The organism is Pseudomonas sp. NBRC 111119 (assembly GCF_001320125.1).
Taxonomy (GTDB): Bacteria; Pseudomonadota; Gammaproteobacteria; order Pseudomonadales; family Pseudomonadaceae; genus Aquipseudomonas; species Aquipseudomonas parafulva.
On the sequence record NZ_BCAV01000019.1, the window covers coordinates 169,210 to 195,426 of the forward strand.

Here is a 26,217-nt window from a genome sequence, read left to right on the forward strand (position 1 = left end):
TGCCTGCCGATACAACAGGCATAGCCAAGGACATGCCCTGATGACCACAACACCTACTGCCACAGAGCCGGCCGAAGACCCCCAGCCAACCCCCGCCCTGCCCTGGGCGGACCTGGCCGTCGAGCATTACCAGTTGCTGCGCCTGGCCGCCCTGCCCATCGACCGGGCCACCGGCCCACGGCCGCTGCGCTACGTGCAGTTCGGCCATGCCGAGCGCCACGACACCGAACACAGCCTGCTGCGCATGCACATCCAGCTGCCCGGCCAGAAGGTGCACAAAGGGCAGAACCGCCTGGACATCCGCGTGGACCACCGTGAAAAACGGGTGCGCATCGGGGATGAGCACGGCTTGCAGCTGGAACCGGTGAACCGCGGCCTGGGGCGTTTTTTGCTGGCACAGGCCGCGCAATGGCTCAAACGCAGGTGGCCCAGCTACCAGGTGGAGGAATTCAAGCTGCCCAGCAAGGACGCCCTGCAGGAGGAATCACGCCTGCGCCGTGACCATTGCCTGCGCGGCGCGGGCCTGGAAGTGGAATACGAAGAAGGCCAGGTACTCAAGGGCCACACTGTGGCAACCACCGCCGGGCAGTTGCCAACCACCTGGAACAGCGAGCGTGTCCAGCAGGTGGGTATTCTGGAGGCTGCGCAACTGTTGCAGCAGGCAGAGCAGCAACTGCAGGAGACCAGCGCCCAATTGCGCGAACGCGACGAGCGCGTGGCCAAGTACCAGCGCGAAGACAGTGGCTTGCGCTTCACCATCACCTGCCTGGTAGCGTTCGCGCTGTTCCAGGCAGGCCTGCTGATCTGGATCGCCACGCGCTAGCCAACAAGGGGCCGCGGCACAGCCCCCACGCGGTTTAGACCTTGGAAGCGAACAACGCCTGATGCTGGCGGCACTGTTCGGCGGTGAGCATGAACACCCCATGGCCCCCGCGCTCGAACTCCAGCCAGGCGAAGTCCACTTCCGGGTACAGTGCTTCGACATGCACCTGGCTGTTGCCCACCTCCACAATCAACAAGCCCTTTTCAGTGAGGTGGTCAGCTGCCTCGGCCAACATGCGCCGCACCAGGTCCAGGCCGTCTGCACCGCAGGCCAGGCCAAGCTCAGGCTCGTGGTGGTATTCGGCAGGCATGTCGTCGAAGTCTTCGGCATCGACGTAGGGCGGGTTGGACAGGATCAGGTCGAAGCGCTGCCCTGGCAGCCCGGCAAAGCCGTCGCCCTGCACCGTGTACACTCGCCCGTCCAGGCCGTGACGCTCGATGTTCTGGTTGGCCACTTCAAGGGCCTCGAACGACAGGTCGCCCAGCACCACTTCGGCCTGGGGGAACACATCCGCCGCCACGATACCGATGCAACCGGACCCCGTGCACAGGTCCAGAATGCGCGCAGGCTCGCTGGCCAGCCACGGCTCAAGGCGGTTTTCCAGCAGTTCGCCGATGGGCGAGCGCGGCACCAGCACACGTTCGTCGACGATGAACGCCATGCCGCAGAACCAGGCCTCGCCCAGCAGGTACGCCGTAGGTACGCGCTCTTCGATACGGCGCTTGAGCAGGTGCTGCAATTGCACGCGCTCGGCGTCTTCGAGCATGCAGTCCAGGTAGCTGTCGGCCACTTCCCACGGCAGGTGCACCGCCCCCAGCACCAGCAGCCTCGCCTCGTCCCAGGCGTTGTCGGCCCCGTGGCCGAAGAACAGCTCATGTTCGTGGAAGCGGCTGACCGCCCAACGGATGTAGTCGCGCAGCGTGCGCAGACGGGATGTGATCACGGGGTACTCCTAATTCAGACCGTACAAAAGTCTAACAGCCCAAGCCGCTGATTTGTTCCCTCGGATCGCCTGCGAGGTAGCCACAGGCCAGTAACCACGCCACTTGCGATGTCAACCATTCCCATTGGCGCGCAGGCAGGGGAGAATAGGCCCATAAAAGCCCTACACCAAGGAGCCCTTGATGTCCGTTCCAACCACGATGTTCCGCCTCACTGGCCGCGATTACCCGCCGGCCAGGCTGAGCCATGCCAGCCTGATCATCATCGATGCGCAAAAGGAGTACCTCAGCGGGCCCCTGGCGCTGTCGGGCATGGACGAGGCCGTGGCCAACATCGCCCGGTTGCTCGACGCCGCGCGCAAAAGCGGCCGGCCAATCATTCATGTTCGCCACCTGGGCACCGTAGGCGGCCGCTTCGACCCGCAGGGCCCGGCCGGCCAGTTCATCCCCGGGCTGGAGCCGCTGGAAGGCGAAACCATCATTGAAAAGCGCATGCCCAACGCGTTCAAGAACACCAAACTGCATGAAACGCTGCAGGAGCTGGGCCACCTGGACCTGATCGTGTGCGGTTTCATGAGCCATTCCAGCGTCAGCACCACCGTGCGCCGGGCCAAGGACTATGGTTACCGCTGTACCCTGGTGGAAGATGCCTCGGCCACCCGCGACCTGGCGTTCAAGGACGGGGTGATCCCGGCTGCACAGATCCACCAGTGTGAAATGGCCGTGATGGCCGACAACTTCGCCTGCGTGGCGCCCACCGCCAGCCTGATCTGAGGGCGCGGAACCCGCGGGGCCGGTGCAAGTCCAACTGCCCACAGGCACAGAGGAGAGCGGGATGAAGCTCAAAGGCAGTATCGACGCCAAGCGCTTGCGCCCGCGCCAACCGCGTCACTGGGGCGCCCGTCTGGGGGCTGCCCTCTCGGCCCTGCTGGCAACGCTTGGCGTGCTGCTGGCCATGGCCGGCGTGGCCGGCCTGCTGGGCAATTACCCGGCCCTGGCAGCGCTCAATGCCAACAAACCCCTGGCAGGCGTACTGACCGCGGCGGGGCTGCTGTTGTTATGGCTGGGGGTGCGGTTCTGGCGGCTCAGCCGTATCCGCCTGCGCCGTTCACGGGAGCTGAACCTGTCGCCACACCTGATGAAAAAGCACGATTGACCTCCGCATTGCACTGCGCAGTCGCGTAAACTACGCGGCCCACGTGGAGGCATCATGCAAGACGACGATTTTTCCCTGTTCAAAGCCGAAGTGCGCGGCGTCAAGCCGATCAAGCACGACAGGGCCGAGGTCGGCAAACCCAAGGCCGATCGCCAGCAACTGGCCGGCCTGCGCCAGTCGGCCACCGTGCGCAGCGACAAAGCCTTGGTCATCGATGGTATGTCCGACCAGTTCGTCATCGACGTGGGCGCCGAGGACGAGCTGATGTGGCGATGTGACGGTGTGCAGGAAACCCAGCTGCGCAAACTCAAGCTTGGGCAGATCCCGTTCGAAGGCAGCCTTGACCTGCACGGCATGACCGTGGAAAAGGCCCGGGAAACCCTGTGGGCCTTTATCGCCGAAGCCACACGCCTCGAAGTACGCTGCGTGCGCGTGACCCACGGCAAAGCGGCGCGACTGGACGGCAAGCGCCCCATGATCAAGAGCCACGTCAACACCTGGCTGCGCCAGCACCCCCAGGTGCTCGGGTTCGCCTCCTGCAATGCCCGCCACGGCGGCACCGGGGCCGTCTACGTGATGCTTAAACGAACCATGCTTGAAGGCCGGGACGAGTAACGCCGCGCTTGCAGCGCCGCCCTCGCCGCCGTAACCTTCATTTTTGCGATTTTTCCAACAGGTAGATCCATGTCCCTGGAACAGAACTACACCGAGATCCTCAGCCAGATTGGCGAGGACGTCTCCCGTGAGGGCCTGCTCGACACGCCCAAGCGGGCTGCAAAGGCGATGAAGTATCTTTGCCGCGGTTATGAACAAACACTGGAAGAAGTGACCAACAACGCGTTGTTCAGTTCCGACAACAGCGAAATGGTACTGGTCCGGGATATCGAGCTGTACTCGATGTGCGAACACCACATGCTGCCTTTCATTGGCAAGGCCCACGTGGCCTACCTGCCCAAAGGCAAGGTGCTGGGCCTGTCCAAGGTGGCGCGCATTGTCGACATGTACGCCCGCCGCCTGCAAATCCAGGAAAACCTCAGCCGCCAGATCGCCGAGGCCGTGCAGCAGGTCACTGGTGCTGCAGGCGTTGCGGTGGTTATCGAAGCCAAGCACATGTGCATGATGATGCGCGGTGTAGAGAAGCAGAACTCCAGCATGATCACTTCGGTGATGCTCGGCGAGTTCCGCGAAAACGCGTCCACCCGCGGCGAGTTCCTCAGCCTGATCAAGTGATTGGCTGCAAGCCCCAGGCCGACCCTTGCCGGGTCGGCTTTTTCATTTCAGGAGTTGCCCCATGATCGTCAAAGCCCTGCGGGTCGGCCTCGGCCAGCTCATCGTCTTCGCAGACTTGATCAGCCGCCCAGCCAAGCTCATGCGCGAGCCGGCAGCCCAGGCCCGCGTCGCCGAGGCGGCAAAGGGCCTGGCGCTGTACCAGTTTCATGCCTGCCCGTTCTGCGTTAAAACCCGCCGCACCCTGCACCGCCTGAATGTGCCGGTGGCACTGCGTGACGCCAAGAACGACCCACAGCACCGCCAGGCGCTGCTGGAAGGCGGTGGCCGGGTGAAGGTACCGTGCCTGCGCATCGAGCAAGATGGCAATGTGACCTGGATGTATGAATCCAAGGCCATCATCGCCTACCTGGATGAACGCTTCGCTGCCGGCTAACGCTGGGTCCGCCCCTTACCCCACCATCGGCACATGCCGCGGGTGGCTGCTGACGCGCTCGAGCCAGGCGCGTACCGCCGGGTAATCCGCCAGGTCAAAGCCGCCTTGGTGGGCCACATGGGTGTAGGCGTACAGCGCCACGTCGGCAATGGAGTACTGCTCGCCTACCAGGTAGGGGGTCATCTGCAGCTGCCGCTCCATCACGCGCAGTGCCTTGTAGCCGCCTTTGTGCAGTTTGCGGTACTCCTCCAGCCGCGCTTCGGGCAAGCCCAGGTAGAACTGGATGAACCTGGCCACGGCAATGTACGGCTCATGGCTGTACTGCTCGAAAAACTGCCACTGCAGCACTTGGGTGCGCAAGCGAGGCTCGGTGGGCAAGAACTCGCTGCCATCGGCGAGGAAGTTGAGAATGGCGTTGGACTCCCACAGGTAGGTGCCGTCTTCCAGCTCCAGAACCGGCACCTTGCCGTTGGGGTTCATCGCCAGAAACGTCGGGGTTTCGGTTTCGCCCTTGAGAATGTCCACCGGGTGCCACTCGCAGGGTCGGCCCAGCAGGCTCAACATGAGCTTGACCTTGTAGCAGTTGCCCGACTGGTAGTCGCCATACACCTTGTACATCACCCCTCCCCCTGCAAAGCAGTTGTGCAATAGCGCCCAATAGTTGGCGACTGTACGGTTAAAAGCAATCGCCGCTGTATGACAAACCTCGCCGCGGCTGGCGGTAGTCTGAAAAAAACTGCTTACACCCTGACAAGGATCTTGTTCATGCCCCATGCCACCCCCGCACGCCTGAGGCCCCTGGCCGATACCTCGGCATCGGCCATTGTCGCCGGCTTCATTGCCATGCTGACAGGCTATACCAGCTCGTTGGTATTGATGTTCCAGGCCGGCCAGGCAGCCGGGTTGACCACCGCGCAGATCTCGTCGTGGATCTGGGCGCTGTCGATTGGCATGGCAGTGTGCAGCATCGGCCTGTCACTGCGCTACCGCACCCCCATCACCGTGGCCTGGTCTACACCTGGCGCAGCGCTGCTGATCACCAGCCTGGGTGGGGTGAGTTACGGCGAAGCCATCGGTGCCTACATCACCTGCGCCCTGCTGGTGCTGGCCTGCGGGTTGACTGGCAGCTTCGAGCGGCTGGTCAGACGCATCCCAGCGTCCCTGGCCTCGGCACTGCTGGCCGGCATCCTGTTCAAGATCGGCAGTGAAATCTTCGTCGCGGCGCAGCACCGCACCTTGCTGGTGCTGGGCATGTTCTTCAGCTACCTGCTGGTCAAACGCCTGTCGCCGCGCTACTGCGTACTGGCGGCGCTGGTGGTGGGCACTGCGTTGTCCGGCGCCTTGGGCCTGCTGGACTTCAGTGGCTTTCATCTGGAGGTCGCAAAACCGGTGTGGACCCCCCCCAGCTTCTCGCTGGCCGCCACCATCAGCATCGGCATCCCCTTGTTCGTCGTGGCGATGACCTCGCAGAACATGCCGGGTGTGGCCGTGCTGCGCGCCGACGGCTACCAGGTCCCGGCCTCTCCGCTGATTTCCGCCACGGGGTTTGCTTCGTTGCTGCTGGCACCGTTCGGGTCACACGGGGTCAACCTGGCGGCGATCAGTGCGGCCATCTGCACAGGCCCGCACGCCCATGAAGACCCTGGCAAACGCTATACCGCTGCGGTGTGGTGCGGGCTGTTCTATGGGATCGCCGGGGTATTCGGCGCAACGCTGGCCGCACTGTTTGCCGCCCTGCCCAAAGAGCTGGTGCTGTCGATCGCCGCGCTGGCGCTGTTCGGCTCGATCATGAACGGGCTGACAGTAGCCATGAGCGAGGCCCGCGAACGAGAGGCTGCGGTCATCACCTTCATGGTCACGGCGTCAGGCCTGACGCTGTTCTCGATCGGCTCGGCGTTCTGGGGCATCGTGGCCGGGGTCTTGGCACTGGTGATCCTCAACCCCCGCCGCGCCTGACACGGATCACAACCGAAAATGGCCCACCATGCCCTTGAGGTCGGTGCCCAACTGCGCCAGCTCCACACTCGACTTGGCGCTGCCCTGCATGGCCAGCGCCGCCTGGTCGGCGCTGCTGCGAATCTGCGTGACACTGCGGCTGATTTCTTCAGCCACCGAGCTTTGTTCCTCTGCCGCTGCCGCTATTTGCTGGTTCATCTGTTGAATCAATGACACCGCCGCCGCAATGCTGCCCAGGGCACTTTCAGTGTGCAGCGCATCGGCCACCGCCAGGCGTACCAGCTCGGTACTGCCCCTGATCTGGGCCACCGACTGCTGGGCGTTGCCACGCAAGCTGGCCACCAGGGTTTCGATCTGCTCAGTGGACTGTCGGGTACGCCGCGCCAGGGCACGCACCTCGTCGGCCACCACGGCAAAGCCCCGCCCCTGTTCACCGGCACGGGCTGCCTCGATGGCCGCATTCAGCGCCAGCAGGTTGGTCTGCTCGGCCACGCTCTTGATCACCTCCAGCACATCGCCGATGGTGTGAATTTCGGAGCTGAGGCTGTCGATGCCGGCACTGGCCGTTTCTGCCGCCGCCGCCAACTGCTCGATACGCTGTATGCTCTGGCGCACCACCTGCTGCCCGGAATCGACCTTCTCATCCGCCGCCTGGGCCGCCTGCGCGGCCTCTTCGGCGTTGCGCGCCACATCATGCACGGTCGCCGTCATCTGCTGCATGGCGGTGGCCACTTGTTCGGTTTCTTCTTTCTGGCTGCCCACCTCACGGTTGGTCTGCTCGGTCACGGCTGACAGCGCCTGGGCGTTGCCGGCCAGTTGCTCGATACCTTGCTGCAACCCGCTGACGATGCCCGACAACCCTGCCGCCATCTGCTGCATGGCCTGCATCAGTTGCCCCACCTCGTCACGGCGCGGGGCCGGCGCCTCGAATGCCAGTTCGCCGTCAGCAATGCGCCGGGCACGAGCGATCACGTGCTTGAGCGGGCCGACCACGGCGCGGGTAATCAGCCAGGCGGCCAGAATGCCGACCAGCAGCGCCAGCCCCGTGGCCACGGCAATCGCCACCGCACTGCGTTGCAGGTCACCCTGCAGGGCCTGCTCCTGCCCCAGGTAGGCCTGGTCCACCCGGCCGGTTACCTGTTCGGCACTGGCCTGCAACTGGCCCTTCAGGCCCTGCTCCAGCGCCAGCTGATCGGTGTATTCATTGAGCTTTTCAGAGAAGCTGCCGATATGCCCCCCCACTTCGTTGAGCACGCTTTGGTAACCGCTGTCGGTCACCGCCGCCTGCAGTTGGGTCACGAGGGCTGCTGCTTCGACCGTTTGCGGGATGCGCGCTTGGCTCACGTCATCCTCACCTTTGCGGCTTTTGTCCAGGCGCACCCGCGCTTCATCCATGGCCTGCAACATCAGGCGCGACACCTGGGCAACCTGGGCGGCCTGCTCCAGAAACTCGCCACCCTGCTGCCCTTGGGACTGCTTGAGCGTATACACCCCATCGTCGGCCAGGCCTGACTGCAGCACATCGAGGTTGTTGGCCACACTCGATACCGACCAACTGGCGGTGTCCAGCGCCAGCTCCTTGGCCTGCACCGCCCCTACGAACGCTTCGAATGCCTTGCCGTAGGCCGCCAGGTCGGTTTCCGCTGCCGCCAGCGCCGGCTGTTCACGTGCGCGCTCGGCCAGGCCCTTGAGGCCACCACGCAGCGCCTCGGCCTGCTTGATGTCGGAGCTGAGGGCAAAAGACTGCTCGTGCTGGCGCAGGCGCAGCAGGTCGGTGTTGAACTGCGCCAACTGCCTCAGGCTGTCGAAGCGCTGGCCAACGCTGTACAGGGCAGCAATGCCGATAGCGGCCACTGCCAGGGTCAGCAATAGCACCAGGGCAAACCCCAGGGTGAGTTTGCGGGCCATGCCCAGGTTGGCCAACACACCCTGCTTGCTCGCGCCCATGCCCATTCCCCTTCTGTGTGTCAGGTTATGCCGAAGGCCAAGGGTGGCAACGTTGCCAGCGTCGGAACAAGGGCCTGACGTCAGAATAGTGTCAAATAGCTATGAACGTGTCGCTAACAGCTTGCCGGAGGTCGCCTGGCATGTTGAATGAAGGTTGGGGCGCGGGAATATTGCCCCTCAGCGACATCGTTAGCGCTGCAGGTTCAGATCGCCGTGGCTCCACCGTCCACCGTCAGGCAATGGCCCGTAGTGAATGCCGCCCCGTCGCTGCACAGGTACAGCACGGCGCTGGCAATTTCTTCGACTTTGCCAATACGCCCCACCGGGTGCATGGCGGCGGCAAACTCTGCCTTGCGGGGGTCGGCTTCGTAGGCGCGCCGGAACATGTCAGTGTCGATAACGGCGGGGCATACGGCGTTTACCCGCACGCCTTTTTTGGCGTACTCGATGGCTGCCGACTTGGTCAGGCCAATCACCGCATGCTTGGACGCACTGTAGATACTCATTTTGGGCGCCGCCCCCAGCCCCGCCACCGAGGCGGTATTGACGATGGCGCCGCCGCCTTGGGCCAGCAGCAGTGGCAGCTGGTACTTCATGCACAGCCATACCCCCTTCACGTTTACCCCCATGATCGCGTCGAACTGCGCTTCGCTGCCCTCGGACAGGCGGCCCTGTTCGATCTCGATGCCGGCATTGTTGAAGGCATAGTCCAGCCGGCCATAGGTCGCGATCAGGTGTTCGTGCATCTGGCGCACTTGGCCTTCGCGGGTTACGTCACACTCGATGAACAGGGCCTCGCCGCCTGCGGCGCGGATCTGCGCCACCGTGGCTTCGCCGCCCACGGCATCCAGGTCAGCCACCACCACTTTCAGGCCCTCGCAGGCGAATGCCAGGGCCGTCGCCCGGCCAATACCGGCGCCGCCACCGGTGACCAGGGCCACCTGGCCCGCAAAACTCATGCTCATCGCCTGCTCCTGTGAGGGTGTGAAGGAGTTCAGAGCATAGTCAGCCGCTGACCGGGCGGGCAGCATCATCACATGAGCATTTGTGACATCATGCTTGTCAGTGATGTTACGCACTGCGTTTCATCAACAAGGTAAATTGGCCGTCTGACCCTTTCATTCTTCTCTAGGAGCCATCATGACCCAGACCAACCGCCGCTTCCTGCTCGTAAAACGCCCGGTCGGCGCCGTGCGCCGCGATGACTTCGGCTATGAAACGGTGCCCGCCGAACAGCCCGGCGAAGGCCAGGTACTGGTGCGTAACCTGTACCTGTCACTGGACCCGGCCATGCGCGGCTGGATGAACGAAGGCAAGTCCTACATCCCGCCGGTGGCTCTGGGCCAGGTGATGCGCGCCCTGGGTGTGGGCGAAGTGGTTGCCTCCAACCACCCGGGCTTCAAGCCCGGCGACCATGTTGGCGGGGCCCTGGGTGTGCAGGATTACTTCACCGGGGACGCACAGGGCCTGCATAAGATCGACCCCAACCTGGCCCCCCTGCCCCGCTACCTGTCGGCGCTGGGCATGACCGGTATGACGGCCTACTTCGCCTTGCTGGAAGTGGGCCAGCCGAAGGCCGGTGACACGGTAGTGATTTCTGGCGCTGCCGGTGCGGTGGGTAGTATTGTGGGCCAGATCGCCAAGATCAAAGGCTGCCACGTGGTAGGCATTGCTGGCGGCAAAGAGAAGTGCCAGTACCTGAAAGACGAACTGGGGTTCGACGGGGTAATCGACTACAAGGCCGAAGACGTACTGGCAGGCCTGAAACGCGAGTGCCCCAAAGGCGTGGACGTTTACTTCGACAACGTAGGCGGCGAGATTCTGGATGCCGTGCTTACCCGCATCAACTTCAAGGCGCGTATCGTGATTTGCGGCGCCATCAGCCAGTACAACAACAAGGAAGCCGTGAAGGGGCCGGCCAACTACCTGGCACTGCTGGTAAACCGTGCGCGCATGGAGGGCTTTGTGGTGATGGACCATGCCAAGGATTACGGCAAGGCGGCGCAGGAAATGTCCGGCTGGCTGGCCAGCGGGCAGGTCAAGAGCAAGGAGGATGTGGTGGAGGGGCTGGAAACCTTCCCTGAGACGCTGTTGAAGCTGTTCAACGGTGAAAACTTCGGGAAGCTGGTGCTGAAGGTGTGAATGCGTGGGGGCTGCTGTGCAGCCCCGCTTTTATCGCGCCAGCTTAGCCGCGAATTTCGGCAACCACCGCTGCCAGGGCCTGGGCCGGGTCGGCAGCCTGGCTGATGGGGCGACCGATTACCAGGTAGTCAGAACCTGCATCCAGTGCCTGGCGCGGGGTAAGGATGCGGCGCTGGTCGTCCTGGGCACTGCCCGCCGGCCGAATGCCTGGGGTTACCAATTGCAGGCCTGGGTGCGCTGCCTTCAGTGCTGGCGCTTCCAGTGCCGAGCACACCAGGCCGTCCATGCCGGCCTTCTGCGCCAGCGCAGCCAGCCTCAGCACCTGCTCCTGCGGGTCAACGTCCAAACCGATGCCGGCCAGGTCTTCACGCTCCATGCTCGTAAGCACGGTCACGCCGATCAGCAACGGCTGTGGGCCGCTGCGCTTGGCCAGCTCCTCACGGCACGCCGCCATCATGCGCAGGCCGCCCGAGCAATGTACGTTGACCATCCACACGCCCATCTCTGCCGCTGCTTTTACCGCCATGGCCGTGGTGTTGGGGATGTCGTGGAATTTCAGGTCCAGGAACACTTCGAAGCCCTTTTCACACAGGGTTTCGACAATGCCCGAAGCGCTGCTGGTGAACAGCTCCTTGCCAACCTTCACCCGGCACAGCGCGGGGTCTAGCTGGTCAGCCAGCTTCAGGGCGGCCTCACGGGTGGGGAAATCCAGGGCGACGATCAGGGGCGTCTGGCAGGCGGACATGGGCACGGTCTCTTGGCAAGTCGAAAACGGCGCGCATTGTAAACGATGTGGTGCGGGGTTGGGGGCTGCGGTTGATGGAAATGGCCAAGCGGTGAAGCGCGCCACGGCTGTACCATGGAACCAACAAAGCGCGTTGCCGATCAAAACCGGTAACTACGCTGCCATCCCGCAAGGAGAACGACAATGCCCTGGTATGCCTGGCTGATCCTGTTAGTAGCCCTTGGCTCCATCGTCGGCGGGCTGATGATGCTGCGCGACACGGCCAAGAAATTGCCCCTTACCGATGAGCAGCTGCGCAAGGTGCATGAGCGCAATGCCGAGGCGGATGCCAAGGATGCTCAGAACCGTTGAGTGGCATGTGTTTGTGTAGGAGCGAGCGTAGCTCGCGATGGGGTGCGTAGCGCCCCCGGCGATAGTGGCGGCGCAGCTACAGGGGTGGGGGTGCTTTGCACCCCATCGCGAGCTGCGCTCGCTCCTACATGTGCGGGGTTACTCGACGGTGACCTTACCGCGATTGCGCTCCAGCAGCGCATTGCCGATGCCCTTGATTTCCAATAACTCATCCACCGAGGCAAATGGCCCGTGGGCTTCGCGGTACGCCACGATGGCCTCTGCCTTGGCCTTGCCGATACCGTTCAGTTCTTTTTGCAGCGTAGCCGCATCGGCCTTGTTGATGTCCAGGCGTGGCAGCGCTTCAGGGTGCTGTTGGGCGACCACCTGCAGCGGCTCCAGTACCGATGGCGTGCTAGCCGGTGCGGCGCTGAGGGAAAACGACAGGCTGGCGAACAGGGGCAGTAGCAGGTACGACAATACGTTGTTGCGCATGGTGAAACTCCTAGGGTTGATTCAGTGTGCGGCAGCTTTTCCTTCGGCTGCGCAGACAACCCTAGCGGTGAAACCCGGCGTTAAACAGGTAGCAGGCGGGGTGAACGGTTACCAGTTAAGACACGCACCCATAAAGGTTTTCTTACCCGGAGCGGATGCCTGTTTGAGCTTTCGGCGAGTCTGCGGGCCGCTCACCAGCGGCCCGAACGCATCTCTGACAGGAGTGCGCTTGTAGTCCTACACCCCACGCCGTCTTTATCTGTCCACCGGCCCCTGGCGGCGTTGCAGGTACACCCAGTCCACAATATCGCCCTGTGGTGAATAACCGCTTACCAGCTCACGCAGCAACTGGCGCACCCGGGTGAAATCGTCTTCAGCCACGGCAGCCAGCAGCGCCGTCAGGCGTTCGCGCAGCAGCTCCCACGCCACGAAGTCCTCGTTGGCCACCATGATCATCGGGTGAGCGGTGGGCGCCACGTCATCACCGATCAGCAATTCTTCGTACAGCTTCTCGCCTGGGCGCAAGCCGGTGAAGTCGATGGGGATATCCCCCTGGGGGTTGGCGGGGCTGCGTACGCTCAGGCCAGACAGGTGAATCATCTTCTCGGCCAGTTCGACAATGCGTACCGGCTCGCCCATGTCCAGCACGAACACATCACCGCCCTGCCCCATGGCCCCCGCCTGCACCACCAATTGCGCGGCTTCGGGGATGGTCATGAAGTAGCGGGTGATCTTGGGGTGGGTCACCGTCAGCGGCCCACCGGCCTTGATCTGCTGGTGGAACAGCGGAATCACCGACCCCGACGAGCCCAGCACATTGCCGAAGCGCACCATGGTGAAGCGGGTTTTGTTCACCCGGGCAATCTTGTTGCAGTCGCCGTACAGCACCGGGGCAGCTTCGCGGCTGAGCGCCTGCAAAATCAGTTCGGACAGCCGCTTGGTGCTGCCCATCACATTGGTGGGGCGCACGGCTTTGTCGGTGGAGATGAGCACGAAGTTGGCCACCCCCGTCTGCAGCGCCGCCTGGGCTGTGCACAGGGTGCCGTAGACGTTGTTGAGGATGCCTTCGGCGATGTTGTGCTCCACCATGGGCACATGCTTGTAGGCGGCGGCGTGGTACACCGTGTCTACCCGCCAGGTGCCCATCACGTCGGCCAAGTGCTGCTGGTTGCGCACCGAGCCCAGAATGGGCAGCAGCTGCACGGTCAGCGACTCACGGGCAATACGTTGCTCAAGCTCGCTGAGGATGCTGTACAGGTTGTATTCGGCGTGGTCCAGCAGCAGCAGGGTCTTGGGCCCAAGGCCGATGATCTGCCGGCACAGCTCCGCGCCTATGGAGCCACCGGCACCGGTGACCAGCACCACCTGCTTGTGCACACAGCGCTCCAGCAGGCCGTCCTGGGCGGGCACAGGGTCGCGGCCCAGCAGGTCGGCGATGTCCACGTCCTGGATGTCATCCACCTTCACCCGCCCGGTGGCCAGGTCGGCGAAGGCTGGCACGCTTCGGACATGGAGGGGGTAAGGCTCAAGCAGCGCCAAAATCTCCCGGCGCCTGGCGCGGGTGGCGGATGGCAGCGCCAGCAGCACCTCCTGTGCGCCGGTTTCTTTCAGCATCTGCTTCAAGTGCTTGGGCTTGTACACTTGCAGGCCGGAAATCACCCGGTTGGCCAGGTCACCGTCGTCGTCGATGAACGCCACCGGCCGCATCACCCGGCCCATGCGCAGGGCCGCCAGCAGCTGGTTACCGGCTGTACCGGCACCGTAGATGGCGACCTTGATCATGCCATCGTCGCGGTTGGCAAACGGTATCTGGTGGGCACCGGTGAACCAGTCACCCAGAAAGTACTGGCGCATGATCAGGCGTAACCCGCCGATGATGACCATGCTGAGCCACCAGTAGTTGAAGATGATCGAGCGTGGGACCACTTCCTGGTGGTTGCTGTGCCAGTACACCAGCACCGCCAGAATCAGTGCCGACAGGGTAACGGCCTTGATGATGGTGACCAGGGCGTCGTTGCCGAAGTAGCGCATGACGGCGCGGTACATGCCGAACCGGATGAACAGCGGGATGGCAACGCAGGGGGCCACCATGAACAGCCAGGTGTGTTCGACGATGGGGTTGTACATTTCGTCGACGCCCAGGCGCACGATGAATGACAGCCACAGGGCAAGCCAGATGAGCACTACATCGGTGCATACCTGGATGAGGCGCTTCTGTCGGCGGGACAGGTTGACCAGGTATTGGCGTAGCCTGTCGCTTTTCGCATTGCTCATGGGGCTTTCCTCATGGCAAGAACACCTCGGGTGAAGCCGTTGGGCGCTGCGGTATCAGCAGCGCTGAGAAACGCTGGGTGGCGCCTGTAGTGCTGGAGCATCCTATTCTTTTTCCCCTGCATGGTAGGCGATTGCCAACAGTATCAGAGGCGCATAGGCCACCAAGGTTCCCCATGCCCCATCGAGTTTGAATACCACGACCACCACAGCGACCGGCAGCAGCCAGCCCAGGTTGATGGCCGCCACCGTCAGGCTTACCGGGCGATGGCTGCCGTGACGCCGCGAAGCGTACTGGTAGGCGTGGCTGCGGTGCGCTTCGTAGACCTTCTCGCCGCGCAGCAGGCGCCGGCCGAGGGTGAAGGTGGCGTCGACCACGAATACACCCAAAAGTATTAACCACCCCCAGAATAGTAGCGGGTTTACCCAACCTGCCAGTAAAGCCAGCAAACCGAGTGCCATGCCCAGGAACCCGCTGCCGGCGTCGCCCATGAAAATGCGCGCCGGGGGGAAGTTCCACATCAGGAAGCCGGCCACTGTGGCAGCCAGCAATAGCGGCAGCCAGGCTGCGCCGGGCGTACCCACCAGCCAGAACAGCAGCGTACCGCCCAGGCACACGCAGATGGCTTCGATACTGGCGATGCCGTCGATGCCGTCCATGAAGTTGTAGAGGTTGAGCAGCCAGACCAGGTACAGCAGGCCCAGCGGTACGCTCAGCCAGAGCGCGTGCACCGGCCACCCGAAGATATCAATGGGTGGCATGCCCCCCATCCAGGCCAGCCCCCAGGCGGCAGCGGCGAAATGGCCCAGCAGGCGCCAGCGGGCGGCGATATGCCCGTGGTCGTCCATAAAGCCGATGACGGCCACCAAACCGCCCGCCCCCAGCACAGCTACCAGGGCTGACGGGTCTACTGCCCCCCAAAGCGCAAGCCCTAGTGCACCCACCAAAAACGCAACGACGAACGCCAGGCCGCCACCGCGCGGCGTTGGCAGCGTATGCGAGCTACGTGCATTGGGCACGTCCAGCAGGCTGCGAGCCAATGCATAGCGCCGCAGCGCACCCGTCATCAGCCAGGCTGCCAGGCCTGCAATCACAATCAGCCAAATCATCGGTGGTGAGCTTCCAGAAAAGATCGGGCAGCCAGGGTCAGGCCTTGCTGCAGCGTGTAAGGGGGGTGCCAGCCCAACAGTTCGCGGTTCTTGGTGATGTCCACCTGCAGCGAGCCCAGCAAGCGCTGCGCCAGGTCCCGACGGCCCAGCAGCGACGCGGCAGTTTTCAACAGCGCGGCGGGTACCGGCAGGAGCCTTGCTGGCCGGCCCATCGCTTGGCCCAAGGCCCGCAATAGCTGGCTGAGGGAAACATCGTCGCCATCGCTGGCCAGGAACGTCTGGCCCGCGGCGGCCGGGTGACCGATGCAGGTGGTGATCAGATCAACCAGGTTTGCCAGCGATACCAGGCTGCGGCGGTTGTGCACCGCGCCCAATGGCAACGGCACACCGCGGTGCACCCAGCGCATCATGCTGAGGAAGTTGGCCTTGACACCGGGGCCGTACACCAGCACCGGGCGAATCACCACTACCTCCATGCCAGTGCTTGCAGCCAGCGCATGCAGGCCTTGCTCGGCTTCGTGCTTGGACACGCCGTAAGCATCCTGGGGCGCAGGCTTGTCATCGGCCCGCAACGGCCTGCCTGGCTGGCTGGTTTCACCGTTCACCTTGATGGAGCTGATGAAAATGAAGCGCCGCACACCGGCGGCGGCAGCCTGCCGGGCCAGGTTCAGCGTACCTTCCACATTGACCCGGCGAAATTCGTCAAGGCTATCGATGGCAGTTTCCTGCATCACGTGCACGCGCGCTGCGGCGTGGACCACCACATTGATGCCAGCCAACGCTGCTGCCCAGTCTGTGGCTGCGTCCAGATCCTTTACAATGACTGACTGCATTGCCGCAACGGGAGCCATTGCGCCACTGCGCAGGGCCGCACGTGTAGCCACCAGGCCGCTGTCAGCCAGTTGCCTGCACAGGGCACCGCCGACAAAACCACTAGCACCGGTAACGAGTATTGCGGGTCGTTCCATGAAATTCGTTCTCGATTCGCCCAGGCGTCATTAAAGAGCTTGCGCGCCTTGTTTGGCCGTGTATCGCTGCTACAACAAGCTGCGGTAAAGCTCGGCATACGCACTGGCCATGGCCGATGCCGTAAAGACCTCTTCGTACCGTTGCTGCGCCTTCCCACCCATGGCCCGCGCCATCTCAGGGTCATCCCATAGACGCTGCATGGCCTGGGCCAATGCGGCGCCATCACGCGGCGGTACAACCAGGCCGGTCTGGTCGGCCAGGTTAATGAAGGTAGTGCCTGAGCCCATCTCGCAGGAAATCAGCGGTTTGCCGTACATGGCGGCCTCTAGCAACGAAATGCCGAATGACTCGGAACGCAGGTGCGACGGGAAGGTAAAGGCATAGCACAGCTCCAGCAGTGCCACCTTGTCCTCGTCCGGCAGGCCACCCAGAAATTGCACCTGCTGCAGGCCGGCATCCGCCGCCTGTTGCCGCAACTGAGCCTCAAGGAAGCCACCGCCCATGATCACCACCGGCAGGCCGCTGATGCGCGCCGCCTCCAGCAGGTAGTCCAGCCCTTTGTAATAGCGCAGCGCACCAACGAACAGGAAGAACCGCTCTGGCAGGCGTGCCCGCCAGTGGGCGAGCTTTTCCACGCTGGCCTGCGGGTAGGTGGACCTGTCCAGACCATAAGGGATGATCGACACCTTGTCCTTGAACTGCGTGAGTACCGGGCTATGGGCGGCGTAATTGGGTGAAGACGCCACCACCCGATCGACGCTGGCAAAAAAGCGGTTCATCAAGGGTTGATACAACTTGAGCAGCCACTTCTGCTTGACGATGTCCGAGTGGTAGCTGACTACGGTCGGCTTGTTCACGCCGGCCATGAAGTGCACCAGGTCCATGTACGGCCACGGGAAGTGGAAGTGAACAATGTCGGCCTGGCTGGCCAGCTCGCGGAAATCCTTGAACGCAGACAGCGAAAAGCCCGTGGAGGCTACATGCAGGTCAAGCTTCGAGCGGTGGGTCAGGTGGCTGGCCACGGGTTCGTTGCGCGCAGCCCCGCGGCTACTCAAGTACAACACTTCAGGCTGGATGCCATGGGCTTGGGTGCCCTCGGCGATCTGGAAGATCACCTGCTCGATGCCACCCATGGAGTCCGGGTAGTACGTTTTGAAAAAATGCAGAACCTTGATCATCGTGCCCTGACCGCTTTGTAAACCTCGAGGGTGCCTTGGGCGCAGCGCTCCCAGGAAAAACCACCGGCATGCGCCAAGCCTTGCGCCACAGCTGCCTCGCGCCAGGCTTCGTCTTCCAGCCCGCGCTGCAACAGCGCTGTCAGCCCTTCCACATCATCCGGCGCGCACATCAGCGCTGCCGGGCCGGCCACCTCCGGCAACGACGAACTGTTGGAGCACACCACCGGCACACCGGAACTCATCGCCTCCAGCACAGGCAAGCCAAAGCCTTCGTAATGCGAGGGGAAGGTGAACAGCCTGGCGCCGGCGAACAGCAAGGGTAGGTCTTCGCTGGGGGCAAAGCCCAGGTAGCGGGCCCAGCCCTGCTGCTGAGCCTCAGCGATGCGGGCATGAATGGCCTCGCTGCGCCAACCGTGGTAACCGGTGATGATCAACGGCCAGCGGCGGCGGAGCGCCAGGGGCAGCCGGCCATAGGCCTCCAGCAGGTTTTGCAGGTTCTTGCGCGGCTCGATGGTGCCGACGAACAGGCTGTAGCCGCCCGGCTCCAGGCCGTGACGGGCGAGCCCTTCCCGCAGCTGCGCAGGGCTGCGGGGGTGGAACTCGGGCGAGCTGGCCAAGGGCACGGTATGAATGCGCTCGATGGGCCAGTTGAAATAATCTGCCAGCTCTTGCCGGGTATAAGCCGAGTCGGTGATGAGCGCATCGGCGCGGTCCAGCGTGAGCGTGAGCTCTTTTTGCAGGTAGCGCGCCAGCTGAGGGGTGTGACAGTGCGCCCAGGTGAACGGCGACAGGTCGTGGAAGGTCGCCACGCTACGGCCGGCAAATTTCGGCAGGTAGTAGTTGGGGCTGTGATAGAGGAAGTCATCATGCCCGCGCAGTGCCCGTTGCCGCAGGTAGGGCATCAGGCGCCGATAGGCCTCCACAGCCAGGGCGTTTTTCTGCACGAAGCGCTTGAGCCCGTGCACCGCGTCCGATTGCTGAGCCGGTTTGGGCAGCTCGGCCAGAAACCTGCGCCCGGCAAACAGGCGCAGTTGGCTGATGCCACTGCTGTGTTGCAACCGGCTGGCCAGTTCGTAGGTGTAGCGGCCAATGCCGGTCAGTGGGAAGCGTACGGGCTCAACGGAAAGAATGACCTTCATTTACCTGCAAGCATCCAACCCAGCGTTTTATCCAGCGCAGGCGTTTCCCAGCCAGGCACTAGTGCGCGCAGGCGGCTGTTGTCGCCGCACAGGGTTTTTACTTCGTTGGCGCGCACGAACGCAGGGTTTACCTGCACATCCAGCGTATGGCCGGTAATGGTTTCGCACTTCGCAACCACTTCGCGCAGCGAATGGGTAATGCCTGAGCTTACGTTCACCGTCTGGCCGACCGCACGTGCCTCGATCAGGCCGCGATAAGCTCGCACCACCGCACGCACATCGCTGAAATCGCGCCACACATCAAGGTTACCCAGCTCAATGGTGCTTGCCTTGCGCTGGAAGTGCGAAACGATCTTGGGCAGCAGGAAGTTTTCAGCCTGGCCTACCCCGGTATAGTTGAACGGACGCGTGATAACGATAGGCAGCCGGTCGCACCATAGCCGCGCCATATACTCCATCGCCAGCTTGCTGACGGCGTAGTCGTTGGCAGGCGCAGGTGGCGTCTGCTCGTCCAGCATCCCTTCGGAAACATTGCCATAAACATTGGCGCTGCTGGCAACCAGTACACACTCAGGTGCCTTGCCGCAGGCCGCAATGGCTTCGAGCAGGTTGCGCGTGCCGATCAGGTTTACCTGATAAAACGCCTCGGCAGCGCCATGCCCGACAAACGCAATGGCAGCCAGATGCACGACCACATCTGGCTGCACTTCGGCCAGCAACGCGTGCAAGCCAGGCCCATCAGTAAGATCAACCTGGTGGTAGTCGGGCTCTGCCAATGGCTGGCTCCCGGTACCGATCACTTCATAGCCATGGGCCCGCAGTTCAGCCGCCATATAGCGGCCCGTAAACCCATGTACCCCGGTGATTAGCGCGCGTTTGCTGGCCATTTGCATCAGAACGAGAACCCTTTTTCGTTACGACGCAGGTCGGCTTCGACCATCATGCGGCACAGCTCTTCCAGGCTGGTTTTAGGCTCCCAGCCCAGCACTTCTTTCGCTTTGGCTGGATTGCCGATCAGCAGCTCGACTTCGGCCGGGCGGTAGAATTTCGGGTTGATCACTACCAGCACCTTGCCGGTGGCAGCGCAGGTGCCCTGCTCTGCTTCGTCCTTACCGGCCCAGTTGATCTCGATGTCAGCTGCCTTGAAGGCCATGGTGACGAAATCACGTACGGTTTCGGTGCGGTTGGTGGCCAGTACGAAGGTGTCTGGCTCGTCAGCCTGCAGCATGCGCCACATGCCTTCGACGTACTCTTTGGCGAAGCCCCAGTCGCGCTTGGCGTCCAGGTTGCCCAGTTCCAGCTTGTCCAGCAGGCCCAGCTTGATCTTGGCGACCGAGTCGGTGATCTTGCGGGTCACGAACTCACGGCCACGCAGGGGCGATTCGTGGTTGAACAGGATGCCGCTGGTGGCAAAGATGTTGTACGACTCGCGGTAGTTGATGGTCATCCAGTGGGCGTACAGCTTGGCCACACCGTAGGGGCTACGCGGGTAGAACGGGGTGGTTTCGACTTGCGGAATTTCTTGCACCTTGCCGAACATTTCCGAGGTGGAGGCTTGGTAGAAGCGTACCTTCGGGTTGACGATGCGGATGGCTTCCAGCAGGTTGACCGCGCCCAGGCCGGTGATTTCGGCGGTGGTCAGCGGCTGTTCGAAGGACACGCCTACGAAGCTTTGCGCGGCGAGGTTGTAGACCTCGGTGGCTTCGGTGGTTTGCAGCAGGCGGATGCTGGCCGACAGGTCGGTAAGGTCGTACTCGACCAGGTGCAGGTTAGGGTTGGTGTGGATGCCCAACTCCTCGATGCGCCAGAAGTTAACCGAGCTGGTGCGACGGTAGGTGCCGTACACCGTGTAGCCTTTCTCCAGCAGCAGTTCCGCCAGGTAGGCGCCGTCTTGACCAGTGATCCCAGTAACGATTGCTTTCATGCGACTTAACCAACTCCGATAGTGCCGTGCGGGCATGTGTGATTATTGGGCGTGACGCGGCGCTTCCAGCCGCGCGCATTCAGTTCGATGCCGCAGTATACATAGGTCGGGGGGACTACTCGACTTGCAAACCACCGAAGCACCGGACGCCGCTGGTCAGGCCTTGTTGAACGGGTTAGGAACCGGTGGTGGAGAATAAGTTCCGGGGCAAGATATCGCCAGGGTGGCTGGTGTAGGAATGTTCCGAACCAGATCGGTGGAGCGGGACTGTGGGGGCGTTCGCCGTGAGGGATATGGCGGGTGTCAGAACGAGCGCCGCCCCGGGCGGCACTCGGTCTATCAGGCAAAGGCCGTATTAAGGCGAACCCCCATCAACGGCGCGCATCCAACCGAGCCACATCGCCCCCAGGCAAGCTGGTTTCCGGCACTGGGCTCAACCACACATTCACGTTATCCACACTTTCCTGATTCAACTCCCCCGCCCAGCGGTTCAGCAAGAACAGGTTGGTGATGAAGTCATACTGGGTTTTAAGCAGATCACGCCGGGCCTTGAATTCGTTCTGCACGCTGGTCAACACATCCACCGCGTTCACAACGCCATAGCTGAAGGCCTTTTGTGCCGCGACGCTGGATTGTTGGGCAGAAGACAGCGCATTGCGGTTGGCGCGGATTTTCTCTACGGCAGCCTGGGCGGTAAGGTAGGCAGTGGTGGTTTCTCTCACCACCTGACGGCGCACGCCTTCAAGCTGCTCTTCCGCTGCCAGTTGCTCATCGTACAGGCCGCGCACCCGGGCAGAGGTCGAACCACCACTGTAGATCGGGATTTTCACACCCAACGTGGCGACGTAGCTGTCGCTGCGTGGCGCCTGGGTGTTGTCGTAACCCTGGTCACTCTGCTGGGCGCTGAGGCTCAGGGACAGCTGCGGGTAATGCTCGCCCTTCCCTTCGCGCACTGCAGCCATGGCCGCTTCGGCACCACTTTTGGACGCCTTGAGCTGCGGGTTGGCTTCAACTGCCTGGGTGATCCACTGTTGCAGGGGGCGCGTGGGCGCCTGCAGCGCTACGTCGTTACGTACACGGCTAAGGGGCTCGGTGATAGGCCGGCCTACCACCTCGGCCAACGCCTCGCGGCTGACCTGCACCTGATTGCGCGCATCAACCTCCTGGGCAGCGAGAAAATCGACCCGCGCCTGCATGTCCAGCTTGTCGGTGATCTTGGCCATCTGGCGGTCGAACATGCTGCTGACCCGGTCCAGGTTTTTCTGGGTGGCACGGCGTTCGGCTTGGACCAAGGCCAGTTCGTCGTCGGCAGCGAGGGCTACAAAATAGCGCTTGGCAAGATCAACCGTCGCTTCGGCCAGCGTGTCTTCGGCCTGCTGGCCTTTCTGCTCGTTGACGCTTTTGGACTTTTGGTAACGCTCCCAGGCCGGCTTATTGTACAGGTACTGGGTAAGGCTTAGGGAGTAGGTTTCGTTGTTGTAGATGTCGCGGGCGGTTTCATTCTTGCGCAGGACGCGGCTGGTGTTTGCGTTGGCAGACACCTGCGGCAGCAGGCCGCCTAGGGCTTCGCGCTGCTGGGCGGTGGCCGAGCGTGCACGGGCATACGCGGCGAGCACTCTTGGGTCTTCCAGGCGAGCCTCACGATAAAGGCCCGCCAAGTCCAGCGTATAGGTCGAAGCCGATACCGCCTTTGGGCGCTCGCCAGCTAAGCCTTTTTCATCAGCAGCAACCGCCTGCAAGGCGACCATGCACATCAGCATTCCAGGTAGCAAACGCGGCACAATCATTCCTCGATCAGCGATTCGGCGAACATGTTGCGGGCGGGTTTCAACAGGTACTGCAGCATGGTGCGGTCACCGGCATTAATAAGTACCTCGGCAGGCATACCGGGGTGTAGCTTGCGATTGCCGAGCTTCTTCATGCCATCTTGGGTCACCTGCACACGCACCAGGTAGTAAGCATCCCCTGTACGCTCTTCAGTCAGGCTATCAGCAGAGATGCGAACCAGCTTGCCCTCGATAACCGGCGTGGTCGCCTGATTGAAGGCGGTAAAGCGGATGTCTGCGGTTTTACCTAACTCCAGGCGGTCGATATCACGGGTGGCTACTTTGGCTTCCACCACGAGCTCCGACTGCGCGGGCACAATATCCAGAATCGGCGTTGCCGCACTGATAACGCCGCCAATGGTGTGCACCTTCATATCAAGCACCATCCCGCTCTCTGGTGCACGAATCACCACACGAGACAGGCGGTCACGCAAAGCGGCTTCTTTCTCCTGAAGATCGAAGACTTGGGCCTGCACATCCGAAAGCTCCTTGGCCACATCAGAATCGAATTTCTTCTTCAGTTGCACAATCTGCAGCTCTGCTTCACCAATTTGCAATTTAGTCTGGGTGATGCCCGAGCGGTGATCGGCCACTTCAGTTTTCAGCATGTCCAGCTTGCGCTCCTGCTCAAGCATGCGCTGGTTATCCACAAAACCTTCAGCCAACAGCTCTTTGAGCTGCTTGATTTCACCGGTATACGATTTTTCCAGCCCGCTTTTGGTACCGATCATGTCGTTAAGCCCAGCAATTTGCTGCTTCATCTGCTGAATGCGTTCGCGGTTGACGGAGATCTCACCCTGCAGGGAATTGCGACGGGCCATAAATACCTGCTGCTCACCCGCCATAGCTTCCTGGGCGCGATCAGAATCAGTACCTTCCATAGTGACCGGCGGGATTGAATCCAGCCCATCGCGCTCGGCGCGTAGCCGCGCTTCTTTATAACGAGCCACGATCAACTGGTTACGGGTGGACTCGTATTCAGCGCTGAGCTGGGACTCATCCAGCACAATCAGTGGGTCACCTTTCTTCACCAAGTCACCATCGCGGGCAAGCAATTCTTTTACGATGCCGCCCTCCAGATGCTGCACGGTCTTGCGATAGTTCTGGACGGTGACTACGCCTGAACCGTGCACGGCGTTGCTCAACGGCGCAAACGCCGCCCAGCTACCGAAGATACCGAAAGTGACAAATACGATAGTCAGGCCAATACGGCGAATGCCTCGATCAGAGGTAGGCATGTCATCGAAGTTATGGTCGAACGCGGTAATCGCTTTACTGCTCATCTAGAAGTCCTTTCAAGCGCCGGTGCTGGTCGAAGGCGCAGGCGCAGGAGCCGGTGCCGCAGGTGGTGCCGCGTTAGGGGCAGCAGGCGGCTGCGCCGCGGCTGGCTGGGCCACGCGCTGCTGGGCCTTGGCCTGCTGTGCCGCCAGCTCTGCGATAACCCGGTCGCGTTCGCCATACAGCGAAATGGTGCCTCCTGCCATGACCAGAATGCGGTCAAGCCGCGTGAGGATGTTAGGGCGGTGCGAAACGATAAACACCGTGGCGCCGGTTTCTTTCAGTTTTTGGAGCGCTACGCCTAATGCACGCTCACCAATGTCATCGAGGTTTGAGTTGGGTTCATCTAGGACGATCAGGCGCGGGTTACCGTAGATGGCACGAGCGAGGCCAATACGCTGACGCTGTCCGCCCGACAGGTTGACCCCATCACTGCCGATGACCGTGTCATAGCCGTCCGGCAGCATCAGAATCATTTCGTGCACGCCAGCCATTTGCGCAGCGTCTACGACCTTGTCCGGGTCCACCTTGTCAAAACGGGCAATGTTTTCGCTGATGCTGCCTTCAAACAGCTCGATGTCCTGAGGCAAGTAACCCACATACGGGCCAAGCGCTTGCTTGTCCCAACTGGCTATATCCGCCCCATCAAGACGTACCACGCCGTGTTGCGGCGGCCAAATACCCATCAGCGCACGCACCAAGGTGGACTTACCAGCGGCACTTGGACCCACGATGCCAACAATAGAGCCTGCCGGGGCTACAAAACTGATGCTGCGTATCACGGGCGCTTTAGCACCTGGTGGTGCAACGATCAGGTTCTCAACCTGGATATGGCCTTCTGGTGCAGGCAGGGGCATGCGCTCAGGCTCGCTGTTCAAATCATCCATTACCTTGTTTAGCCGCTCGTACTGAACCTTCGCAGCGACAAACCCCTTCCAGCTGCCGATCATCTGATCAATCGGCGAAAGTGCGCGACCCAGCAACAAAGAACCTGCCATAAGCAGGCCTGGGTTGATTTCGTGGGTAATAACCAGGTAAGCGCCAATGGCCAGCATTATGGACTGTGACCAGATGCGGAACGTTTTGGATGTCGAGCTGACCACCCCGCCTTTGTCGCTGGCATCGGACTGCAACAGCATGATGTTGCGTTGGCGTTTGGCCCAACGGTTCATCAGCGTGTCCAGCATGCCCATGGACTCGATGACTTCAGCATTACGCAGGGTTTTAGTAGTCACCACATTGGATGCCACGTTTTCCTTGTTGGCGGTGGCCAAGGCGCTCCCTGTCACCTTGTGATTAACAACCGCCAACACCGTCAGCACCAACCCGCACATCAGTGTCATCCAGCCGAACCACGGATGGAAAAGGAACATGACGATGGTGTAAATGGGGAACCAGGGCGCGTCGAAGAAAGCAAAAAGACCAGGACCGGTGAAAAACTGACGCAGCGAAGTGAGGTCGTTCAGCGACTGAGCTGTAGCATCTGAGCCACCGCTGTTGAGCGCGCGTTTGAAGCTTGCCCTATACACATCGCGGCTCAACAGTACGTCCAGGCGATTACTGATCCGCACCATGATGCGCGACCTCACCCACTCCAGTGCACCCATTGTGATGACCAATATGGTCAAGATCAGGGTGAGCATAAGGAGGGTTGAAGTACTACTGGAAGGAACGACGCGGCCAGACACCTGAATCATGAAAAAGGTGGGCACCAGCATCAGCGCGTTGACAAAAAAACTAAAGAAGCCTACCGAAAGGAAGCTGCTTTTGCAGGCTTTGAGGGCGGCTTGCAGATTGTTTTCGGATTGATAACTCATGGCGTCCGTACTGAGAATGGCGAAAGCGGCGGGCAGTGTACCACCCGGCCGGGAGGGCAGCGTGTCAGATTGTTCCCCTGTCCACTTCGTTCAGCGACGAACTGCACCTTTTAGATGAAATTTGCCGAACAGGGGTGTTATGGCTTCCCGACTACGACTAAACGGTGACCAAGCGACAAACGGCGGCGGCCGCCAGAGCCGAGGAAAACCGGCGCCAAAAAAACCACGATCACCAGAAAAAAACCACCCCCTCAAGATAATGCTCTGACTCCGTAGAACTTTTTGGAGTGCCAAACTCTCCAACCGAAACGATCAGGTATAGCCAGAACTGCGCTACCGATCACCGCGGTTATAGCTAAGTTCCGCACACATATGAAATTTTTTTTAGATTTCTTGGTTGACATCCCCTCCCCCGGGCGGCATCTTCGCCTCTCGCAGGGAGCCTTCAATGGCCATTTAGTGTATGCACGGGTTTGAGCACGTTAGCTACCAGTGTCACTGCTTAAA

Annotated in this window: 25 protein-coding genes and 1 pseudogene; 9 read left to right on the forward strand and 17 right to left on the reverse strand. The window is 61.8% G+C overall.

The features are described from left to right. Positions 1–40 precede the first annotated feature (40 nt). Positions 41–823 carry a hypothetical protein gene (locus tag APH25_RS08260; protein ID WP_028634747.1) on the forward strand — a complete coding sequence of 261 codons (783 nt, stop codon included), beginning with the start codon at positions 41–43 and terminating at the stop codon, positions 821–823. A 34-nt stretch (positions 824–857) separates the two neighbouring features. On the opposite strand, the gene prmB is transcribed toward APH25_RS08260, so the two are convergent. Further along, positions 858–1,766 (reverse strand): 50S ribosomal protein L3 N(5)-glutamine methyltransferase, encoded by a 909-nt coding sequence (prmB, locus tag APH25_RS08265; protein ID WP_060481578.1) that lies wholly within the window; start codon positions 1,764–1,766, stop codon positions 858–860. Positions 1,767–1,947: 181 nt separating this feature from the next. Here prmB and APH25_RS08270 point away from each other — a divergent pair, with 181 nt between their 5' ends. From APH25_RS08270 to APH25_RS08290, 5 genes are all read left to right on the forward strand, one after another. Next, positions 1,948–2,538, forward strand: coding sequence for a cysteine hydrolase family protein (locus APH25_RS08270; RefSeq protein WP_028634745.1), 591 nt, complete (start codon positions 1,948–1,950; stop codon positions 2,536–2,538). A 61-nt stretch (positions 2,539–2,599) separates the two neighbouring features. Beyond that, the gene (locus tag APH25_RS08275) at positions 2,600–2,920 is read left to right on the forward strand and encodes a hypothetical protein (protein WP_060481579.1); all 321 of its coding nucleotides are present in this window, start codon (positions 2,600–2,602) and stop codon (positions 2,918–2,920) included. A gap of 54 nt (positions 2,921–2,974) precedes the next feature. Beyond that, entirely contained in the window at positions 2,975–3,535 is a 561-nt protein-coding gene (locus APH25_RS08280; RefSeq protein WP_060481580.1) for a Smr/MutS family protein, read from the forward strand. 69 nt (positions 3,536–3,604) lie between these two features. Then, positions 3,605–4,150, forward strand: coding sequence for a GTP cyclohydrolase I FolE (folE, locus tag APH25_RS08285; protein WP_060481581.1), 546 nt, complete (start codon positions 3,605–3,607; stop codon positions 4,148–4,150). Between the two features lie 61 nt (positions 4,151–4,211). After that, a complete protein-coding gene (locus APH25_RS08290; protein WP_060481582.1) occupies positions 4,212–4,583 on the forward strand; it encodes a glutaredoxin in 372 nt (123 codons plus the stop codon). A 15-nt stretch (positions 4,584–4,598) separates the two neighbouring features. Here the strand turns inward: APH25_RS08290 and APH25_RS08295 are convergent, their stop codons facing one another. Further along, complete coding sequence (locus APH25_RS08295; RefSeq protein ID WP_060481583.1) at positions 4,599–5,201, reverse strand: glutathione S-transferase family protein; 603 nt, start codon at positions 5,199–5,201, stop codon at positions 4,599–4,601. 147 nt (positions 5,202–5,348) lie between these two features. Here APH25_RS08295 and APH25_RS08300 point away from each other — a divergent pair, with 147 nt between their 5' ends. After that, positions 5,349–6,539 (forward strand): benzoate/H(+) symporter BenE family transporter, encoded by a 1,191-nt coding sequence (locus APH25_RS08300; protein ID WP_060481584.1) that lies wholly within the window; start codon positions 5,349–5,351, stop codon positions 6,537–6,539. Positions 6,540–6,545: 6 nt separating this feature from the next. On the opposite strand, the gene APH25_RS26230 is transcribed toward APH25_RS08300, so the two are convergent. The 3 genes and pseudogenes from APH25_RS26230 to APH25_RS08310 all read right to left on the reverse strand — a co-directional run bounded on the left by APH25_RS26230 (position 6,546) and on the right by APH25_RS08310 (position 9,451). Next, on the reverse strand, positions 6,546–7,427 hold the full coding sequence (locus tag APH25_RS26230; protein WP_371262500.1) for a methyl-accepting chemotaxis protein: 882 nt from the start codon (positions 7,425–7,427) through the stop codon (positions 6,546–6,548). Next, positions 7,407–8,492: pseudogene (locus tag APH25_RS26235) on the reverse strand (HAMP domain-containing protein); the annotation flags it as partial. The pseudogene APH25_RS26235 and the gene APH25_RS26230, both read right to left, overlap by 21 nt. 197 nt (positions 8,493–8,689) lie before the next feature. Further along, positions 8,690–9,451 carry an SDR family oxidoreductase gene (locus tag APH25_RS08310; protein WP_060481586.1) on the reverse strand — a complete coding sequence of 254 codons (762 nt, stop codon included), beginning with the start codon at positions 9,449–9,451 and terminating at the stop codon, positions 8,690–8,692. Between the two features lie 175 nt (positions 9,452–9,626). Between APH25_RS08310 and APH25_RS08315 the strand changes: the two genes are divergently transcribed. Next, complete coding sequence (locus APH25_RS08315; protein WP_082428240.1) at positions 9,627–10,628, forward strand: NADP-dependent oxidoreductase; 1,002 nt, start codon at positions 9,627–9,629, stop codon at positions 10,626–10,628. Between the two features lie 43 nt (positions 10,629–10,671). On the opposite strand, the gene pyrF is transcribed toward APH25_RS08315, so the two are convergent. Beyond that, complete coding sequence (gene pyrF / locus APH25_RS08320) at positions 10,672–11,373, reverse strand: orotidine-5'-phosphate decarboxylase (RefSeq protein WP_028634735.1); 702 nt, start codon at positions 11,371–11,373, stop codon at positions 10,672–10,674. A 183-nt stretch (positions 11,374–11,556) separates the two neighbouring features. Between pyrF and APH25_RS24900 the strand changes: the two genes are divergently transcribed. Continuing rightward, on the forward strand, positions 11,557–11,724 hold the full coding sequence (locus APH25_RS24900; RefSeq protein ID WP_082428242.1) for a DUF2897 family protein: 168 nt from the start codon (positions 11,557–11,559) through the stop codon (positions 11,722–11,724). A gap of 138 nt (positions 11,725–11,862) precedes the next feature. On the opposite strand, the gene APH25_RS08325 is transcribed toward APH25_RS24900, so the two are convergent. From APH25_RS08325 to APH25_RS08375, 11 genes are all read right to left on the reverse strand, one after another. After that, positions 11,863–12,198, reverse strand: a complete 336-nt coding sequence (locus APH25_RS08325) for a ComEA family DNA-binding protein (protein ID WP_060481588.1) — start codon at positions 12,196–12,198, stop codon at positions 11,863–11,865. Between the two features lie 255 nt (positions 12,199–12,453). Then, a complete protein-coding gene (locus APH25_RS08330) occupies positions 12,454–14,472 on the reverse strand; it encodes a nucleoside-diphosphate sugar epimerase/dehydratase (protein WP_060481589.1) in 2,019 nt (672 codons plus the stop codon). A 102-nt stretch (positions 14,473–14,574) separates the two neighbouring features. Further along, entirely contained in the window at positions 14,575–15,579 is a 1,005-nt protein-coding gene (locus APH25_RS08335; RefSeq protein ID WP_060481590.1) for a glycosyltransferase family 4 protein, read from the reverse strand. Beyond that, a complete protein-coding gene (locus APH25_RS08340; RefSeq protein WP_060481591.1) occupies positions 15,576–16,547 on the reverse strand; it encodes an SDR family oxidoreductase in 972 nt (323 codons plus the stop codon). Before APH25_RS08340 ends, APH25_RS08335 begins: the two co-directional genes overlap by 4 nt. A gap of 69 nt (positions 16,548–16,616) precedes the next feature. Continuing rightward, positions 16,617–17,726, reverse strand: coding sequence for a glycosyltransferase family 4 protein (locus APH25_RS08345; protein ID WP_060481592.1), 1,110 nt, complete (start codon positions 17,724–17,726; stop codon positions 16,617–16,619). Beyond that, positions 17,723–18,865, reverse strand: a complete 1,143-nt coding sequence (locus APH25_RS08350) for a glycosyltransferase family 1 protein (protein ID WP_060481593.1) — start codon at positions 18,863–18,865, stop codon at positions 17,723–17,725. The genes APH25_RS08345 and APH25_RS08350 overlap by 4 nt, the downstream gene beginning before the upstream one ends. After that, on the reverse strand, positions 18,862–19,758 hold the full coding sequence (locus APH25_RS08355) for a GDP-mannose 4,6-dehydratase (RefSeq protein ID WP_060481594.1): 897 nt from the start codon (positions 19,756–19,758) through the stop codon (positions 18,862–18,864). The genes APH25_RS08350 and APH25_RS08355 overlap by 4 nt, the downstream gene beginning before the upstream one ends. Continuing rightward, positions 19,758–20,789: a GDP-mannose 4,6-dehydratase gene (gene gmd / locus APH25_RS08360; protein ID WP_060481595.1), complete on the reverse strand. Its 1,032-nt coding sequence runs from the start codon at positions 20,787–20,789 to the stop codon at positions 19,758–19,760. Before gmd ends, APH25_RS08355 begins: the two co-directional genes overlap by 1 nt. A 371-nt stretch (positions 20,790–21,160) precedes the next feature. Further along, the gene (locus APH25_RS08365) at positions 21,161–22,576 is read right to left on the reverse strand and encodes a TolC family outer membrane protein (protein ID WP_060481596.1); all 1,416 of its coding nucleotides are present in this window, start codon (positions 22,574–22,576) and stop codon (positions 21,161–21,163) included. After that, a complete protein-coding gene (locus APH25_RS08370) occupies positions 22,573–23,898 on the reverse strand; it encodes an HlyD family type I secretion periplasmic adaptor subunit (protein WP_060481597.1) in 1,326 nt (441 codons plus the stop codon). Before APH25_RS08370 ends, APH25_RS08365 begins: the two co-directional genes overlap by 4 nt. Before the next feature lie 12 nt (positions 23,899–23,910). Continuing rightward, positions 23,911–25,710 (reverse strand): type I secretion system permease/ATPase, encoded by a 1,800-nt coding sequence (locus tag APH25_RS08375; RefSeq protein ID WP_060481598.1) that lies wholly within the window; start codon positions 25,708–25,710, stop codon positions 23,911–23,913. Between the last annotated feature and the right edge of the window lie 507 nt (positions 25,711–26,217).